The 16300-nt window shown below is 29.9% G+C and carries 17 protein-coding genes; 10 read left to right on the top strand and 7 right to left on the bottom strand.

Translation table 11 applies throughout. The annotated features are described in order from the left end of the window. Window positions 1-4: 4 nt before the first annotated feature. The 7 genes from B4E95_RS00085 to panB all read right to left on the bottom strand — a co-directional run bounded on the left by B4E95_RS00085 (window position 5) and on the right by panB (window position 5673). Window positions 5-787 (bottom strand): GLPGLI family protein, encoded by a 783-nt coding sequence (locus tag B4E95_RS00085; protein WP_291088912.1) that lies wholly within the window; start codon window positions 785-787, stop codon window positions 5-7. A gap of 80 nt (window positions 788-867) precedes the next feature. After that, entirely contained in the window at window positions 868-1656 is a 789-nt protein-coding gene (locus B4E95_RS00080; RefSeq protein ID WP_291088909.1) for a GLPGLI family protein, read from the bottom strand. Between the two features lie 106 nt (window positions 1657-1762). Beyond that, the gene (locus tag B4E95_RS00075; protein WP_291088906.1) at window positions 1763-2755 is read right to left on the bottom strand and encodes a glycosyltransferase family 2 protein; all 993 of its coding nucleotides are present in this window, start codon (window positions 2753-2755) and stop codon (window positions 1763-1765) included. Window positions 2756-2767: 12 nt separating this feature from the next. Next, window positions 2768-3628, bottom strand: a complete 861-nt coding sequence (locus B4E95_RS00070) for a lysophospholipid acyltransferase family protein (RefSeq protein WP_291088903.1) — start codon at window positions 3626-3628, stop codon at window positions 2768-2770. Between the two features lie 24 nt (window positions 3629-3652). Continuing rightward, window positions 3653-4336, bottom strand: a complete 684-nt coding sequence (locus B4E95_RS00065; RefSeq protein WP_114998884.1) for an RluA family pseudouridine synthase — start codon at window positions 4334-4336, stop codon at window positions 3653-3655. A gap of 57 nt (window positions 4337-4393) precedes the next feature. After that, on the bottom strand, window positions 4394-4753 hold the full coding sequence (locus tag B4E95_RS00060) for a four helix bundle protein (protein ID WP_280045510.1): 360 nt from the start codon (window positions 4751-4753) through the stop codon (window positions 4394-4396). Between the two features lie 104 nt (window positions 4754-4857). Further along, the gene (panB, locus tag B4E95_RS00055; RefSeq protein WP_291088900.1) at window positions 4858-5673 is read right to left on the bottom strand and encodes a 3-methyl-2-oxobutanoate hydroxymethyltransferase; all 816 of its coding nucleotides are present in this window, start codon (window positions 5671-5673) and stop codon (window positions 4858-4860) included. 247 nt (window positions 5674-5920) lie between these two features. Between panB and B4E95_RS00050 the strand changes: the two genes are divergently transcribed. From B4E95_RS00050 to B4E95_RS00005, 10 genes are all read left to right on the top strand, one after another. Next, on the top strand, window positions 5921-7087 hold the full coding sequence (locus B4E95_RS00050; protein ID WP_291088898.1) for a nucleotide sugar dehydrogenase: 1167 nt from the start codon (window positions 5921-5923) through the stop codon (window positions 7085-7087). A 17-nt stretch (window positions 7088-7104) separates the two neighbouring features. Continuing rightward, a complete protein-coding gene (gene rfbB / locus B4E95_RS00045; protein ID WP_291088895.1) occupies window positions 7105-8151 on the top strand; it encodes a dTDP-glucose 4,6-dehydratase in 1047 nt (348 codons plus the stop codon). A gap of 60 nt (window positions 8152-8211) precedes the next feature. After that, complete coding sequence (locus B4E95_RS00040) at window positions 8212-9072, top strand: ABC transporter permease (RefSeq protein ID WP_291088892.1); 861 nt, start codon at window positions 8212-8214, stop codon at window positions 9070-9072. 17 nt (window positions 9073-9089) lie between these two features. Further along, complete coding sequence (locus B4E95_RS00035) at window positions 9090-10385, top strand: ABC transporter ATP-binding protein (protein ID WP_291088889.1); 1296 nt, start codon at window positions 9090-9092, stop codon at window positions 10383-10385. A 2-nt stretch (window positions 10386-10387) separates the two neighbouring features. Then, window positions 10388-11272 (top strand): class I SAM-dependent methyltransferase, encoded by an 885-nt coding sequence (locus B4E95_RS00030; RefSeq protein WP_291088886.1) that lies wholly within the window; start codon window positions 10388-10390, stop codon window positions 11270-11272. After that, the gene (locus B4E95_RS00025; RefSeq protein WP_125349411.1) at window positions 11272-12345 is read left to right on the top strand and encodes a glycoside hydrolase family 99-like domain-containing protein; all 1074 of its coding nucleotides are present in this window, start codon (window positions 11272-11274) and stop codon (window positions 12343-12345) included. Before B4E95_RS00030 ends, B4E95_RS00025 begins: the two co-directional genes overlap by 1 nt. Continuing rightward, window positions 12345-13262: a glycosyltransferase family 2 protein gene (locus B4E95_RS00020; RefSeq protein ID WP_125349410.1), complete on the top strand. Its 918-nt coding sequence runs from the start codon at window positions 12345-12347 to the stop codon at window positions 13260-13262. The genes B4E95_RS00025 and B4E95_RS00020 overlap by 1 nt, the downstream gene beginning before the upstream one ends. 2 nt (window positions 13263-13264) lie before the next feature. Continuing rightward, on the top strand, window positions 13265-14278 hold the full coding sequence (locus B4E95_RS00015) for a putative nucleotide-diphospho-sugar transferase (protein WP_291088879.1): 1014 nt from the start codon (window positions 13265-13267) through the stop codon (window positions 14276-14278). Continuing rightward, window positions 14245-15126 carry a glycosyltransferase gene (locus B4E95_RS00010; RefSeq protein ID WP_291088876.1) on the top strand — a complete coding sequence of 294 codons (882 nt, stop codon included), beginning with the start codon at window positions 14245-14247 and terminating at the stop codon, window positions 15124-15126. The genes B4E95_RS00015 and B4E95_RS00010 overlap by 34 nt, the downstream gene beginning before the upstream one ends. A 384-nt stretch (window positions 15127-15510) precedes the next feature. Continuing rightward, on the top strand, window positions 15511-16227 hold the full coding sequence (locus B4E95_RS00005; protein WP_291088873.1) for a hypothetical protein: 717 nt from the start codon (window positions 15511-15513) through the stop codon (window positions 16225-16227). Window positions 16228-16300: the final 73 nt, after the last annotated feature.

The following is a 16300-nucleotide window of genomic DNA, read 5'->3' as shown; positions in this document are numbered from 1 at the left end:
TTCTTTAATCCTTACTCACACCTTCAGAACTCATCTGTTTTAATCTTTCCATGGCTTTTGCAATCAACGCTTTATATTCTTCGTTGGTGATTGTATTCTTATCTTTTGGTTTTTCGATTGGTTTGAGGTTTGGGATTTCTTTGACTTCTGTTGCGCGAATAATACTGCTTTCTATTCCTTTATTTTTTGAATTTTTGATTTCTACTTCTAATATCAACCCGGGTAAACCATTGTAAACTCCAGGTCCATCTTTTATCGCAATACTTGGAGTATACCATGCAGTTACAGTTGTTGTGCTATCCACAATTGCGATTGCTTTTTTGACATCAAAACCAATTAATTTCTTTGTTTCGCGTGTCAATTGCCATTTGTATTCAGTTAATTTATCTTTTATTGTATAAGTTTTGTCAAATGATTTTACACTTTTCAAATATTCTTTTGTATTCAAATTCTTGAACAACCCATTTCCTGAATCTCCAAAACTCATCGAAACTCTCATTCCGTTTCCTCCTTGTTGATTATCTATTTTTTCAACTTTATTGTAAGACGATTCGTTTTCATTGATTGTTAAGATAAAATCTTTTGGTTCTTGCATATTCTTAATCATGTCATTGTAAACATCAGTCGGAATTTGGCTTTCTTTACCATTTGTAGAAAATTTTACAGAACCTTTAAATTCTTCTGCATTTACTTTTACAATTTCTTGATAATTCACTTCAAGTTTTTGTGCAAAAGACGAAGTTGTAAGCAGAACGAAATAAGTAAATAATGTAAATAATTTTTTCATGATATTTTAAAGTTTTGATTTTTAAATGGTTTATTGAAAATACTGATATTAAAATATTGAACATTTTTTTCAAAATATCTTTAATCCTTACTCACACCTTCAGACCTCATTTCTTTGAAACGTTCCATCTGTTTTTTAGCCAACTCTTCGAATTCCTTTTCTGTAATTACATTTTTTTCCTTAGGTTTTTCAATTGGCTTCATGTCCGGGACTTCTTTCACTTCAGTTGCTCTAATTGTTGTGTTGCCAAATGATTTTTTTTCTGATTTCGAATTATTAATAATTTCTAATTCCAAAATTAAACCAGGTAAACCATTGTAAATTGAAGGTCCATCTTTTATGGCTATACTCGGCGCATACCAAGCAACTAAAGATTTTGTACTATCAATAACTGCAGTTGCTTTTTTGACATCAAAACCAATTAATTTTTTAGTTTCACGTGTCAATTGCCATTTGTACTCGGTTAATTTATCTTTTATTAAATACGATTTATCCATCAAATTAGCGCTTTTCGAATATTCCTTTTTTGATAGATCTTTTACAATTCCATTTCCTCCACCAGAAAAACTCACAGACATAGAAAAGCCTCCATTACCTTGACCATTACTAATTTTTTCAACTTTTTTATACGTAGATAAATTATCATTAATTGTTAGTGTAAAATCTTTAGGTTCCGACAGGCTCTTATACATATTGTCATAAAAGTCTTTTGGTAAACTAACAGAACCAGAAGTTTCAACTTTCATATTTTTCTTTAGCTCATCTACGTTAACATCAATAATTTCTTGATAATTCACTTCAAGTTTTTGTGCAAAAGACGAAGTTGTAAGTAGAACGCAATAAGTAAATAATGTAAATAATTTTTTCATTGTAATTTGATTTGTTCTACAATGATAGTAATATTTTTATATTCTACAATAATAGAGTTGAAAAATTATAGAAATTTTAAGAAATGACTTAATATTTGAAGATTGATTATTTCAAATCCTTAAAGTATTGACGTTTTTGTATAAAATATTGAAATGGCAATAATTCTTTATCAGAATAGTTTTTAATTTGATGCTTTTGACGTTTTTTATACATTTTTATAAAGCCAAAATAAAAATGCATATGCGATAAGAAAACGGCCCAAACATGTGGAAGTCCTTGTTTTGGTAAAAAGGCAACAGCGGCAATTCCATCCATGGAAAGACGTGTGAAAAGCATCGGAAAAAGTTTGTTTGCAGGTAGATTTTTAAGCATCATCCACAAACTATTTCGGTAATTTAGATACCATTTTTTTGGATTGGCTTTATCCAAAGTTGCACCGCCCAAATGATAAACAGTCGATTCTCCACAATAATAAATTTTTCGTCCAGTATTGTTTAATCGCCAACACAAGTCGATTTCTTCCATGTGTGCAAAGAATTCTTCGTCAAAACCATTTTGTTCAAAGAAATCTTTTTTTCGAATAAATAAGCTTGCGCCAGTTGCCCAAAAAATTTGTGTGGAATCATTATATTGTCCGTTATCTTTTTCTAAAGTTGAAAAAACACGTCCGCGACAAAATGGATAACCAAACTTATCGATGAAACCTCCTCCGGCACCAGCATATTCAAAATATTCTTTGTTTTTGTAGTCTAATATTTTGGGTTGAATAGCCGCAATATCAGAATTATTATCGAATAACTTTTCAATTGGTTCTATCCAATTCTCAGTTACTTCGACATCCGAATTTAATAAACAGAAATATTCTACATCAATTTGTTTTAAACCTTCGTTATAGCCTTGTGCAAAACCATAATTTCCTTTGTTCTGAATGATTTTGACAGAAGGAAACTGAGTTGTCAACAATTCGATTGAATTGTCAGTCGACGCATTATCAATTACATAAATTGTTGCATTTTTAGAATTGTTAATAACTGAAGGTAAAAATTGAGGCAATAATTTTTCGCCATTCCAATTTAGGATTGCAATTGCTGTTTTCATGAATATTTAAAATTACAAATCGGCATATTTCCAACGTTTGTGGCTCCAAAGCCAATTATCTGGATGTTGTTGAATGGTTTGTTCTAAATGATGAAAAAATTGATGAACAATTTCATTTTCTTCAAATTTATCTTGTTGAGGTTGTAGTCGAATAAAAGTTGTGTGATAATGACCGCGTTTTATTTTTTCGGTTTGACAAAAGACAACAGCCATGTCTTTGCGGCGTGCAATTTTATCAAAACCATTAAAAACAGGCGTTCTCTGATTGAGGAAATCAATAAAATAGTGAACAGCCGATTGTTTTGGACTTTGATCTGCGACAAATAAATAGGCTAATTCTCCATCATTTGGAGCTTTCATCATAAAACGCAACACATCTTTCATATCTAACGCTTTTGTTCCGAAACGACCACGCATAGCATTGATTTTATCGTTCCAAAAAGGATTTCTAATTTTATGGTAGACAGCTGCACTTTCTTTTGTTGGTAAATGTTTTACCGTTCCAATAAACCATTCCCAATTGAAAATATGCCCACACATCATCATGACATCTCGTTTTTCATTTTTTATTTCATTAAAAACGTCGAGATTAGAATATGTAAATCGTTTGTCCAATTCTTCTTGAGAAATAGAAAAACTTTTTAAAGTTTCAACTAAATAATCACAAAAATTTGCATAGAATTTTTTGTGAATGGTTTTGATTTCTTCTTGAGATTTTTCGGGAAAAGAGTTTTCTAAATTTGTTCTAATGACACGTCTTCTATAACCAATAACTGTGTATAGCAGAAAGAACAGAAAATCCGAGAATTTGTATAAAACCGAAAGAGGTAAACGTGAAATTTGATAAATTATGAAATAAAAAATGCTATTCATTTGACAAACAAATAAGCGACAAATTTACGAATTAAATTTGTTCGTTGCTTGCCAAATTGCATCTTTCGGCACTGGAGCTACAATTGTCATTTCTTCTTTTTTTACAGGATGTTCAAATGTAATGCGATGAGCATGTAAACAAATGCTTCCGTCAGGATTAGAACGTTTAGCGCCGTATTTCAAATCGCCTTTGATAGGAGAACCAACCGAAGAAAGTTGTGCGCGAATTTGATGCGAACGACCTGTAAATAACTTCACTTCGACACAATGAAAAGAATCTAAAGCGCCTAAATAAGTGTATTCTAAAATTGCTTTTTTTGCATCAGCAGTAGGTTTAGAATAAACTGTTGTTTTATTATTTTTAGGATTTTTCTTTAGATAATGTTCTAAACGTTCAAAATCTTTTGGCGGTTTGCTTTGTACAATAGCACGGTAAACTTTGTCAATATTTCGTTTCTGAAACATTTCGTTCATTCGTGTTAAAGCTTTCGAAGTTTTAGCAAAAATCAACACACCAGAAGTTGGACGATCCAAGCGATGCACCAACCCTAAGAAAACATTTCCAGGTTTGTTATCGCGTTCTTTTATATAGTCCTTTAGACTATCGATAAGTGGAATGTCGCCTGTTTCGTCTCCTTGTGCTAATTCACCCGCTTTTTTGTTGATGATTAACAAATGATTATCTTCGAATAAAATTTCTGGATTCATGTTATTGAGAATAAGGTTAAGACTTAGGAAAAGTCAACCTAATTAATTAGAGTTTATTTAATTTTTTAAAGCTTTTTTGAGTTTATTAATCTCAAAAATTGTAGAATTTAATTCCTCAATAAGTGGATTTATAGAGTCTTCTGTAAAATAGTAAACTTTCTGTCCATAAATTAAATGTGATTTTGTTTCGAAAGCAGAACCTTTTGCAATTTCATAAAATCTGACTTTATCATTAATACTCGATTTTCCAAAACCTTCAGCAATATTTGCTGAAATACTTTCTGCAGAACGTCTTATTTGTGATGTTAATCCGTAATCTTCTGTTCGAGGTAAATTTGATGTTAATTCAAAAATTTGAACTGCAATATTCATAGCTTTTATCCAAATTGGCATTTCTGTGAAATCGTGATAAGGCATGTGGTAAGTTTAAGGTTTAGACTAAGATTAAATTTACAATCTGGTTAAGATTGAGTTTTGTTTTGTCTTTCTCACAACCTCAATCTTAACCTTAACCTCAAATTCTAATATTGTTCATTTGTATTTGGAAAGTCGCCCGATTTTACATCAGCAACATATTGTCCAATTGCTTGGTGAATTTGATCTTCTAAGTTTAAATATTTACGAACAAATTTTGGTTTGAATTCGTTGTTTAATCCCAACATATCATGTACAACTAAAACTTGTCCGTCGCAACCAGCTCCTGCTCCAATTCCAATTGTAGGAATATTAACAGAGGCTGTTACTTTAGCAGCTAAATCAGCTGGGATTTTCTCCATTACTAATGAAAAACATCCTAATTCTTCTAATAATTTAGCATCGCTAATTAATTTTTCTGCTTCCGCGTCTTCTTTTGCACGTACTTTATATGAACCAAATTGATAGATCGACTGAGGAGTTAAACCTAAGTGTCCCATAACAGGAATACCAGCATTTACGATACGACGAATAGATTCTTCGATTTCTTTTCCACCTTCTAATTTGATCGCATGTGCACCAGATTCTTTCATGATTCGAACAGAAGATTCTAAGGCTTTTTGCGGATCAGATTGATAAGTTCCGAAAGGTAAATCAACGATTACCAAAGCGCGTTTAGCTCCACGAACGACACATTGCGCATGGTAAATCATTTGATCTAAAGTAATTGGTAAAGTCGTTTCGTGACCAGCCATTACATTAGCAGCAGAGTCACCAACTAAAATAACTTCAGTTCCAGCCGCATCTACAAGCGAAGCGATTGTAAAATCGTAAGCCGTTAACATCGAAATTTTTTCTCCGGTAAATTTCATGTTACGCACAGTTTCGGTAGTGATACGTTTGATTTCTTTATTTACAGACATTACGTTTATATTTTTAACTTTTGTAAAGTTAATTTGAATATTAAAACAGAACTAATTTTGACTGATATTTTTTCCAGTTTGACAAATGAAGAACAAGATAAACGGTTCGTTGAAAATGAAATAACAATTTTTACAATTTTATAAACGTAAATATACTTGTCTATTTGCTCATTTTTAGTAAATTGGTGTTCGAATTGAGAGAATTTCACTAAATTTGTTCTCTTAAACTAATTTTAAATAACCATAAATGAAAATAGCAATAGTGGGAACAGGCTATGTTGGTCTGTCTAACGCAATTTTATTAGCTCAGCATAATGAGGTAGTGGCGTTAGATGTTGTTCCAGAAAAGATTGCAATGCTCAATGCAAAAAAATCTCCAATTGAAGATAAAGAAATTATAGATTTTTTGCAGAATAAGGAGCTTAATTTTCTTGCGACTTTAGACAAAGAAACTGCGTATGCAAATGCAGAATATGTGATTGTTGCAACGCCTACGGACTACGATCCAAAAACAAATTATTTTAATACATCAAGCGTAGAATCGGTTATAAAAGATGTCAAGCAATATAATCCGAATGCTGTAGTTATTATAAAATCGACTGTTCCGGTTGGTTTTGTTGAAGATTTAAAATCACGATTAGAATATCAAAATATTATTTTTTCTCCTGAATTTTTGAGAGAAGGAAAAGCCTTATACGACAATTTGTATCCATCAAGAATTATTATTGGTGAGCAAAGCGAAAGAGCAGAAGTTTTTGCTAATTTGTTGAAAGAAGGAGCAATTAAGAAAGATATTCCGACGTTGTTTACACATTCAACCGAAGCAGAAGCAATCAAATTATTTTCGAATACCTATTTAGCTTTGCGTGTCGCTTATTTTAATGAGTTAGATAGCTATGCACAAACATTCAACTTGGATAGTAAGCAAATTATCGAAGGAGTTGGTTTGGATCCTCGTATCGGTTCACATTACAACAATCCATCATTTGGATATGGCGGATATTGTTTGCCAAAAGATACGAAGCAATTATTGGCTAATTATGATGCAGTTCCGAATAATATTATTCAAGCAATTGTTGATGCAAACAGAACGCGAAAAGATTTTATTGCAGATTCTATCATCGCTAAAAATCCTAAGAAAGTTGGTGTTTACCGCTTAATTATGAAATCAGGTTCAGATAATTTTAGAGCATCTGCGATTCAAGGAGTGATGAAACGTATCAAAGCAAAAGGAATTGAAGTGGTGGTTTATGAACCAGTTCTGAAAGAAGATTCTTTCTTTGGATCGAAAGTGATGAATGATTTTGAAGCTTTTAAACAAGAATGTGATGTGATTATCTCGAATAGAAATGTACCTGAATTGGCTGATGTGAAAGAGAAAGTTTATACGCGCGATTTGTTTGGAAACGATTAAATAACAACTAAAATACTATGAAAACTATTTTAATTACAGGTGGGGCTGGTTTTATCGGTTCGCATGTTGTAAGAGAATTTGTCTTAAAATACCCAGAAACAAAAATTATCAACCTTGATGCGTTGACATATGCAGGAAATTTAGAGAATTTGAAAGATATCGAAAGTAAATCAAATTACGAATTCGTAAAAGCTGATATTACTGATGCAAAATATATATTAGAAGTTTTTGAAAAACATCAACCAGATGGTGTCATTCATTTAGCTGCCGAATCGCATGTGGATCGTTCGATTACGAATCCATTAGAATTTGTGATGACCAATGTGATTGGAACAGTTAATTTATTGAATGCTGCAAAACATATTTGGAACAATAATTTCGAAGGAAAACGTTTTCATCATGTTTCGACAGATGAGGTTTTTGGTGCTTTGGGTGATGAAGGATTTTTTACAGAAGAAACGTCTTATGATCCGCATTCACCATATTCGGCATCAAAAGCATCTTCAGATCATTTTGTGAGAGCTTATCATGATACATACGGTTTACCAATTGTGATGACGAATTGCTCAAACAATTACGGACCAAATCATTTTCCAGAAAAATTAATTCCGTTATGTATTCATAATATTCTGAACAGAAATCCACTTCCAATTTATGGAGATGGAAAATATACGCGCGATTGGTTATTTGTGATCGATCATGCCAAAGCGATTGATTTAGTTTTCCATGAAGGGAAAAATGGAGGTTCTTACAATGTAGGAGGTTTCAACGAATGGAAAAATATCGATTTGGTGAAAGAGTTGTGCAAACAAATGGACGAAAAATTAGGAAAAGAAGCAGGAACTTCTGAACAATTAATCACCTTTGTTAAAGATCGTCCAGGTCACGATTTACGTTATGCAATTGATGCGACTAAAATCAACGAAGAATTAGGCTGGAAACCAAGTGTGACTTTTGAGCAAGGTTTGAGTCTAACTATCGATTGGTTTTTATCAAACAAAGAATGGCTAGACAATGTGACGTCTGGTGATTACCAAAATTATTACGAAAAACAATATAATTAAATAGTTTTAGGTTCTGAAAAAAGAACCTAAAATTTTAAACAACCTAAATTTATTTATTTTATGAGTTTAAACTCAGAAACAAATCAAAATTGGTCTAACGTAATTACTTCTAAAAATAGTTTATTTTCTTTAAATTTAAAAGAAGTTTGGCGTTATCGAGATTTGGTTTATATGTTGGTGAAGCGTGATTTTATTACGTCTTTTAAACAAACTATTTTAGGGCCTATTTGGTTCTTTATTAATCCCATTTTTACTACTGTAATGTATGTCATTATTTTTGGAAATGTAGCAGGTTTATCAACTGATGGAACCCCAAAAATGGCTTTCTACTTAGCAGGTGTTACTTTATGGAATTATTTTGCATCTTGCTTAACAGGAACAGCATCAGTATTTAGAGGGAATGCTTCTATTTTTGGAAAAGTCTACTTTCCTCGTTTGGTCATGCCGCTTTCTGTTGTCACCTCTAACTTAATGCGATTCGGAGTTCAGTTTGCGTTATTTATAATAGTTGTGTTGTATTATTATTTTACTGGCGCATCTATAGAACCAAATATGTGGTTATTAGCAACACCATTTTTAATTATTTTAATGGCTGCGTTTGCGCTAGGAACAGGAATGATTTTATCATCTTTAACAACGAAATATCAAGACGTAAACATGTTATTGGGATTTGGCGTTTCGTTAGCCATGTATGCTACCCCAGTTATTATGCCTTTATCATCTTTTCCTACAAAATATAGATGGTTAGTTGAATTAAATCCTTTAACAGGCATTTTCGAATGTTTCAAATATGGATTTTTAGGTAAAGGAGATTTTACAATTGGCTTATTAGGTTATTCAACGTTGGTGATTTGTGTTCTTCTAGTAATAGGAACATTGATTTTCAATAAAGTTGAAAAATCATTTATGGATACTGTTTAATTTTTAAGAATTTAATTATGTCAAAAAATATAGTTTTAGATGTTGAAAATGTTTCGAAGCAGTATCGTTTAGGTGAAGTTGGAACAGGAACATTGCAACATGATATTAAACGATGGTGGGCGAATATAAGAGGAAAAGAAGATCCTTATCTTAAAATTGGCGAAACCAACGATAGAACACAGAAAGGAGATTCGGATTATGTATGGGCTTTAAAAGATATTAATTTTCAAGTAGAGCAAGGACAGGCTGTAGGGATTATTGGTCGTAATGGAGCTGGTAAATCAACTTTATTGAAATTACTTTCTCGTGTGACTAAACCAACAACAGGCTCTATCAAATACAAAGGTCGTATTGCTTCGTTGTTAGAGGTAGGTACAGGTTTTCACCCTGAAATGACGGGACGCGAAAATATCTATTTGAATGGTGCTATTCTTGGAATGACACGAAAAGAAATCACACGTAAATTTGATGAAATCGTAGATTTTGCAGGCGTAGAACGCTATATCGACACTCCAGTCAAACGCTATTCATCAGGAATGTATGTTCGTCTCGCTTTTGCAGTTGCAGCGCACTTAGAATCAGAAATTTTGATTGTTGATGAGGTTCTTGCTGTTGGTGATGCTGAGTTTCAAAAGAAATGTCTTGGTAAAATGGGCGATGTAACCAAAGAAGAGGGTAGAACAATCCTTTTTGTGAGTCATGACTTACGAGCTGTTGAAAGATTATGTGAGAGGTCTATATTATTAGACAAAGGAACTATACATTCTAATGGATTTACAAATGATATTATAGTTAATTACTTTACTGATTATAAGAATTCAAGTATAAATAATTTTAGTGACTCTAAATTTTTAATTGACAATAGTATACAACTTTTGAAAGCGTATTTTATTGATAGAACAGAAAATAAAATTGACGTAGCTTTTATAAATAAAGAAATAGGAATATGTGTTGAATATGAATTATTAGATTCTACTCATGTTTTTACTCATGGATTAAATGTTTATGATAAACTTGAAAATCATATTTTTACCTCTCATGATAATGCTGAATATAAGGAAGGTACTATACTTCCTAAAGGGAAGTATAGAAAAATAGTTTGGTTACCAAAAAATATATTTCAATCAGGAAAGATTGATATTGAATTTGCTATAATGAGATATAATCCATTTCAAGTATTATTTAATGAGAAAATTTTATCAATTAATACCATTGAAATATCAAATTTAGACACAAGAAATCCATTATATAAAGGTGAGCTACCAGGGTTAATTAGACCAGAATTAGTTTGGCAAGAAAGAATAAAAATATAATTATGAGTGAATTAAAAATGACAGGAGAAAGACTTGTAACTTCGTTTAATAATCATTATGGTAAATATGAACATTTGCATAGATATGCATTTTCATTTCAGTTTGCAAAACAAAAAGTTGTTCTTGATGTAGCGTCTGGAGAAGGATATGGGACAAATTTACTTTCTAATTTAGCTACAGAAATTCATGGTGTAGATATATCAAAAGAAGCCGTTGAACATGCTAAATTAAAATATAGAAATAGTAATATTAATTTTCATGTAAGTCCAGCTCATATATTACCTTTTGAAGACAATAAATTTGATACAATTGTTAGTTTTGAAACAATTGAACATCTTTTGGAACAAGATGAGATGATTTCTGAAATGAAAAGGGTTTTAAAAGATGATGGAATTTTGATTTTATCTTCTCCAGAGAAAAATATTTACAAAGAAAGAGATCCTGATAATAAATTTCATTTAAAAGAATTAACTCTTATAGAGTTAGAGGTTTTATTATCAAAATATTTTGATAATAAAATTATTTTAAGACAATTTATGGGAGTAGGTTCTTTTATTTTACCTAAGGAAGATTATGATATAAAAGATGCGTTTTCTTTGTATGAAGGAGATTATACTCAAATTAAAAAAGGTTTAACTGAAGAAATATTTTTTAATCGAGATTTTTTTAATGTAATAATTTGTAGTGCAAAAGAAATAGAGATAGAAAAGTATTCATTACAGTCGTTTTTTAATTCATATGCAGTGTATGATAATATATTAAATGAAAAGGAAAAATTAATAAGTAATTTGAACAAAGAGAAAAATAGTTTAAGTGAAAAATTACATATTATAAAAAGTAATAAAGTATTTAAAATATTGAATAGAATAAGATATATTTTTAAATAATGATAAAGCCAATAGCTATACATTTACCTCAGTTTCATCCATTTGAAGAAAATGATGTTTGGTGGGGTAAAGGATTTACTGAATGGACTAATGTTACAAATGCCAACCCATATTTTAAAGGACATTACCAACCGCAACTTCCAAGTGACTTAGGTTTTTATGATTTAAGATTAAAGGAGGCAAGACTTGAGCAAATAAAATTAGCAAAAGAATATGGTATACACGGTTTTTGTTATTATTATTATTGGTTCAATGGGAAAAGGTTAATGAATGAACCATTAGATAGAATGCTATCTAATAAAGAAGAAGATTTCCCTTTTATGTATTGTTGGGCAAATGAAAATTGGACGAGAAGATGGGATGGATTAGATCAAGAAGTTCTTATTAAACAAAACTATTCAGATGAAGATGATCTCAACCATATTAGATATTTATGTGAAAATGTTTTTTCTGATAATCGCTATATAAAAGTTGATAACAAACCATTTTTTGTTATTTATAGACCAGCGTTACTTCCTGATATCAAAAGAACCGTTCAAAAATGGAGGAATATTGCACTTCAGGAATATGGAATTGAGTTGTATATAGGATATATGACTAACTTTAGTTATTCAGATGACGATAACATTTTTGATGCGGTAATTAATTTTGAACCTGATTTTTCTAATATGCCTACCAGAAAAGTCCATTCAAAATTAGATTTATTTAAAGGTAAATATTTTAATAAAAAATTACCTTTAAATGATCATTATGTCTATGATTATTCTGAATATATCATTAAAGCTAAAAAGAAACTAAAAATTAATAATACTACTTTTCCATCTATTACTCCAAGTTGGGATAATAGTGCAAGAAGAAAAATTGGAGCAACTATAATTGATAATTCTGCACCGGAATTATATGGAAATTGGTTGAAGTATATTATTGAAGAGTATAAAAAAGTTGATACAAAAAATAAATATATTTTTATTAATGCTTGGAATGAGTGGGCAGAAGGAAATCATTTAGAGCCTTGCCAAAAATGGGGAAGAAAATATTTAGAAGAAACAAAAAAAGCATTTGAAAATCAATAATGCCAAAAGTATCTGTCATCATACCAAATTACAACCATGAATCTTATCTAAAAGAAAGAATAGATTCTGTTTTGGGACAAAGTTACCAAGATTATGAAGTCATAATTTTAGATGATTGTTCTACAGATAATAGTCATGAGGTCATAGAACTATATAGACATCACCCAAAAATTTCTCATATAGTTTATAATAAAGTTAATTCTGGTTCTACATTTATACAATGGCAAAAAGGAATAGAGTTAGCAAAAGGAGAATGGATTTGGTTAGCAGAAAGTGATGATGTAGCACAACCTTTTTTTTTAGAAAAACTATGTGCTACAATAGAAAATTGTAAAGATGTTGTTTTAGCATATTCGGCGTCAAATCTTATTGATGAAAACTCTAATAAAATAGGAAAATTAGATTGGGGATATATAGGAGCAAGAAATTGGGAAAATAATTATTGCGAAAATGGACAAATAGAAATAGAAAATTATTTATTTCATAGAAATACTTTACCAAATGCCAGTGGGATAATTTTTAAGAAAAATAAAATACAAGATGAAACATATAAGATTGTTTCAAGTATGAAGTATGCTGGTGATTGGTATTTTTGGGTAAAATTATTAGAAAAAGGAAAATTGTCCTTTATTTCTGAACAATTGAATAATTTTAGACAACATCAACAAACTACAAGAACAGCCAAAAGTACTAAAGAGGAAATAAGAAGATTTAAAGAATATTTTATTGTTTTAAACTATATTCATAAAACGTATAATATAAACTGGAAAATTTCTTCTCATCAATGGATATTAGATAGTTTTATGGCAAAGTATAGGTTAAATCAAATTTTCAGAAAACCTGAATTATTAAAAAACTTTCCAACTACTTACAAGTATTATCTTTTAAAAAAACTAATATCAAAACGTATTAATTAACAATGGCAATTAAAGCATTTACAATTATTAGTGAAAACTATTTACCTCAAGCTAAAACTTTAGCTGATAATTTTATTCAATTACACCCTGATATAGAGTTCTATATTTGTCTTTTTGGAGAAAATACGAATGATGAGTTTCATAAAATCAAGTCTGATTTGTTCTCAGGATATAACTATATTTTATCAAATGAGCTGAATCAAGGCGATTATGCAGTAATGAGAAATCAATATGATAATTTCTCAATGGCTTGTGCATTGAAACCCTATTTTGCTGAATTAATTTTAGAAAAAGATAAACCAAATGGATTGATTTATTTAGATGCAGACTTGTATTTTTTCACACCTTTGACAGATGTTCAAACATTATTAAATAACAAAGAACAACGATCATCTATTATATTAACACCTCATAATGTTTCGATTAAAGAATTTAATCAAGAAATCGAACGAAATATTTCCTTCTTAACATACGGTACATTTAATGCAGGTTTTTTTGCAATAAAAAATAATCAGTATTCCAAACAATTTATTGATTGGTGGAAACGAATGTTAAACGAACATTGTATCGTCGATTTACAAAACGGCTTATATTGTGATCAAACATGGTTAAATCTTGTTCCAACATTATTCACTAATAGTCTACACATATTAAAGCATTTGGGTTATAATGCAGCTTATTGGAATATTGATGCTGAAAGAAAAATATCAATTAATCCACAGAATAAATATATCGTCAATAATAAAGATTTTTTAGTTTTTTATCACTTTGCAAGATTCAGATATTTTGACACTGAAAATATCATACCTAATGTTAATTTTAGTCAAGTTCTCAATGGAAACATTATTCAAGATTTATATATTCAATATAGAGAATTATTAAAAATAAATAGTTTTGAAACCTTTCAAAGAGAGATTGATACTATTCAAGAAAGTAAAGTAGAAAAAGAGTCTAAAATAATTCAGTTGAAAAATAAAATCAAATGGAAGATTATAAGAATAATACAAAAGATGTAGAAAATGTAATGTTTTCTATTTTAATTGCTCACTACAATAATTATAATTTTTTTATTAACTGTTATGAAAGTATATTAAATCAAACTTTTCAAACTTTTGAAGTCATTATTCTTGATGATTTCTCTGAAAAAGTCCAGTACAATTCAATTCTTGAATTAGTTAAAAATGATAAAAGATTTAAAATTTATCGTAATGAATCTAATAAAGGAGTTGGCTACACAAAACGAAAATTAGCTGAATTAGCTAATGGCGAGATTTGTGGATTTCTAGACCCAGATGATACAATAGAATCAAATGCCATTGAAGTGATGGTGTCACATCATGAAAAAAATCCAAATGCATCAATAATCAACTCGAATTTAAATTTTTGTAATGAAAAACTTGTAAAAATAAGTTCAACTAATATTGAACAAATTCATCAAAAAAATGAATTCTTTTTTAATTTTAGAGGAAGCATTAGCCATTTTGCTACTTTTAAAAAAGAATTCTATTTAAAAACAACAGCTATTGATCCATATTTTAGGATAGCTGAAGATCAAGATTTGTATTTAAAACTATATGAAGTAGGAGATAGTGTTCAAATTAATGATGTTTTGTATAACTATAGATTAAACTCTTCAAGCCTTACTAATTCCTCAAAACAAGAAATATCTAGATATTGGCATTGGGTAGCTGCTATAAAAGCAGCAGAACGTAGAGGTGTTAATATAGAAGAACTGTTTATTGATAATTTTGTAAGTAAGAAAGACTATGACAACACTTCAACTAAATTAGAATTACTAAAAAAATCAAGACTACTTAAGCTGTTGAATAAATTAGGACTATTTAAAGCATATAAACACCTATAATTAGAAAAGACTCATCTTAATCGGTAACAGCCTTACTCTACAATAAAACGTGATTGCTAACCTCCACTAATCTACATTTAGCAAGAAATACTAAACTATCAGCCTATATAAAACAAATTCAAAAAAAAATTAAGCAATCAACAAACTTATTCAGCCCCATTATAGCCAACATACATAAACTATCACCACAGATTCCTATAAGAAAACACCTCTTTAAGGCGACTTAGAAGCGACATAAATGTAGCACAGAGGTAGCATAGAACTACTATAAAATTAACTTGAGAATACAGTAACAAAAGTAAAAATCAACTAAGAAGGAGAAAAATAGAAATAAATTTACTAAATTTAATCAATTGATTTTCAATATTTAAATATAATAAATTTATGGCTAAAACAGATAATGAATTTAATATAAATGGTAAATTAGGAAATTTAATTTTTTTTCAACGTAACGGTAAATCTTTTGTCAAAAAATATGCAGGCGGATTTGTTAACAGTTCAGCACAACAGCATCCAAATACAATAGAAGTTAAGAAACGTTTCAAAGAATTATCAATGTTTTCCGCATCCTTCAAGAAAAACATACTACCATTCAACTGGAAACAAAAAGACGGTACTTTTCACAACCAATTGGTTTCATTCTTTTCTACTATAAAAAAAGAAACCAATCAATCTACCATGTATAGCGCACTTTTAGAAGCCTACAAAAATGGTAAATTACAACATCGTTCACTCAACAAAAATGGTAAATTATCACCATTTTATGTACAATATAATGCACCAACAAATGAATTAAAAATACAAGGAGGTTTAGTATTCCAACACAAATCCAAATTCCCAAACGCTTATTTAGAAATCAGTATAGGATGGTTAGTTTGCACCGAAGAATTAGAGTTAAACCTTATCAATTTTCAAAATTTCTATGTCCTAATGGATAACCTTGTTACACCACTTACAGAAATTAAGTTATCTCCACAAATACAAGAACAACAAAACTCATCAACAACTTTTCCTTTTATCGGAATATCCATTGTGACACAAAATAACGAACAAGCAAAACTCTTTCATCCTTTTCACTATACACTCACAACATTCCTATAAATATGAAAGCATAAACTATAATTAGTAAACAGATTTTCATTGTGAATATCATAATTATCGAATAAAATAAATA

The organism is Empedobacter sp. UBA7494 (assembly GCF_002478465.1).
Classification (GTDB): Bacteria; Bacteroidota; Bacteroidia; order Flavobacteriales; family Weeksellaceae; genus Empedobacter; species Empedobacter falsenii_B.
This window is presented reverse-complemented; position numbering and strand designations above follow the sequence as displayed.

Bases quoted from the DNA above. Each gene is read 5' to 3' on its own strand.
- B4E95_RS00085 (WP_291088912.1), bottom strand. From the start codon at position 787: ATGAAAAAATTATTTACATTATTTACTTATTTCGTTCTGCTTACAACT.
- B4E95_RS00080 (WP_291088909.1), bottom strand. From the start codon at position 1,656: ATGAAAAAATTATTTACATTATTTACTTATTGCGTTCTACTTACAACT.
- B4E95_RS00075 (WP_291088906.1), bottom strand. From the start codon at position 2,755: ATGAAAACAGCAATTGCAATCCTAAATTGGAATGGCGAAAAATTATTG.
- B4E95_RS00070 (WP_291088903.1), bottom strand. From the start codon at position 3,628: ATGAATAGCATTTTTTATTTCATAATTTATCAAATTTCACGTTTACCT.
- B4E95_RS00065 (WP_114998884.1), bottom strand. From the start codon at position 4,336: ATGAATCCAGAAATTTTATTCGAAGATAATCATTTGTTAATCATCAAC.
- B4E95_RS00060 (WP_280045510.1), bottom strand. From the start codon at position 4,753: ATGCCTTATCACGATTTCACAGAAATGCCAATTTGGATAAAAGCTATG.
- panB (WP_291088900.1), bottom strand. From the start codon at position 5,673: ATGTCTGTAAATAAAGAAATCAAACGTATCACTACCGAAACTGTGCGT.
- B4E95_RS00050 (WP_291088898.1), top strand. From the start codon at position 5,921: ATGAAAATAGCAATAGTGGGAACAGGCTATGTTGGTCTGTCTAACGCA.
- rfbB (WP_291088895.1), top strand. From the start codon at position 7,105: ATGAAAACTATTTTAATTACAGGTGGGGCTGGTTTTATCGGTTCGCAT.
- B4E95_RS00040 (WP_291088892.1), top strand. From the start codon at position 8,212: ATGAGTTTAAACTCAGAAACAAATCAAAATTGGTCTAACGTAATTACT.
- B4E95_RS00035 (WP_291088889.1), top strand. From the start codon at position 9,090: ATGTCAAAAAATATAGTTTTAGATGTTGAAAATGTTTCGAAGCAGTAT.
- B4E95_RS00030 (WP_291088886.1), top strand. From the start codon at position 10,388: ATGAGTGAATTAAAAATGACAGGAGAAAGACTTGTAACTTCGTTTAAT.
- B4E95_RS00025 (WP_125349411.1), top strand. From the start codon at position 11,272: ATGATAAAGCCAATAGCTATACATTTACCTCAGTTTCATCCATTTGAA.
- B4E95_RS00020 (WP_125349410.1), top strand. From the start codon at position 12,345: ATGCCAAAAGTATCTGTCATCATACCAAATTACAACCATGAATCTTAT.
- B4E95_RS00015 (WP_291088879.1), top strand. From the start codon at position 13,265: ATGGCAATTAAAGCATTTACAATTATTAGTGAAAACTATTTACCTCAA.
- B4E95_RS00010 (WP_291088876.1), top strand. From the start codon at position 14,245: ATGGAAGATTATAAGAATAATACAAAAGATGTAGAAAATGTAATGTTT.
- B4E95_RS00005 (WP_291088873.1), top strand. From the start codon at position 15,511: ATGGCTAAAACAGATAATGAATTTAATATAAATGGTAAATTAGGAAAT.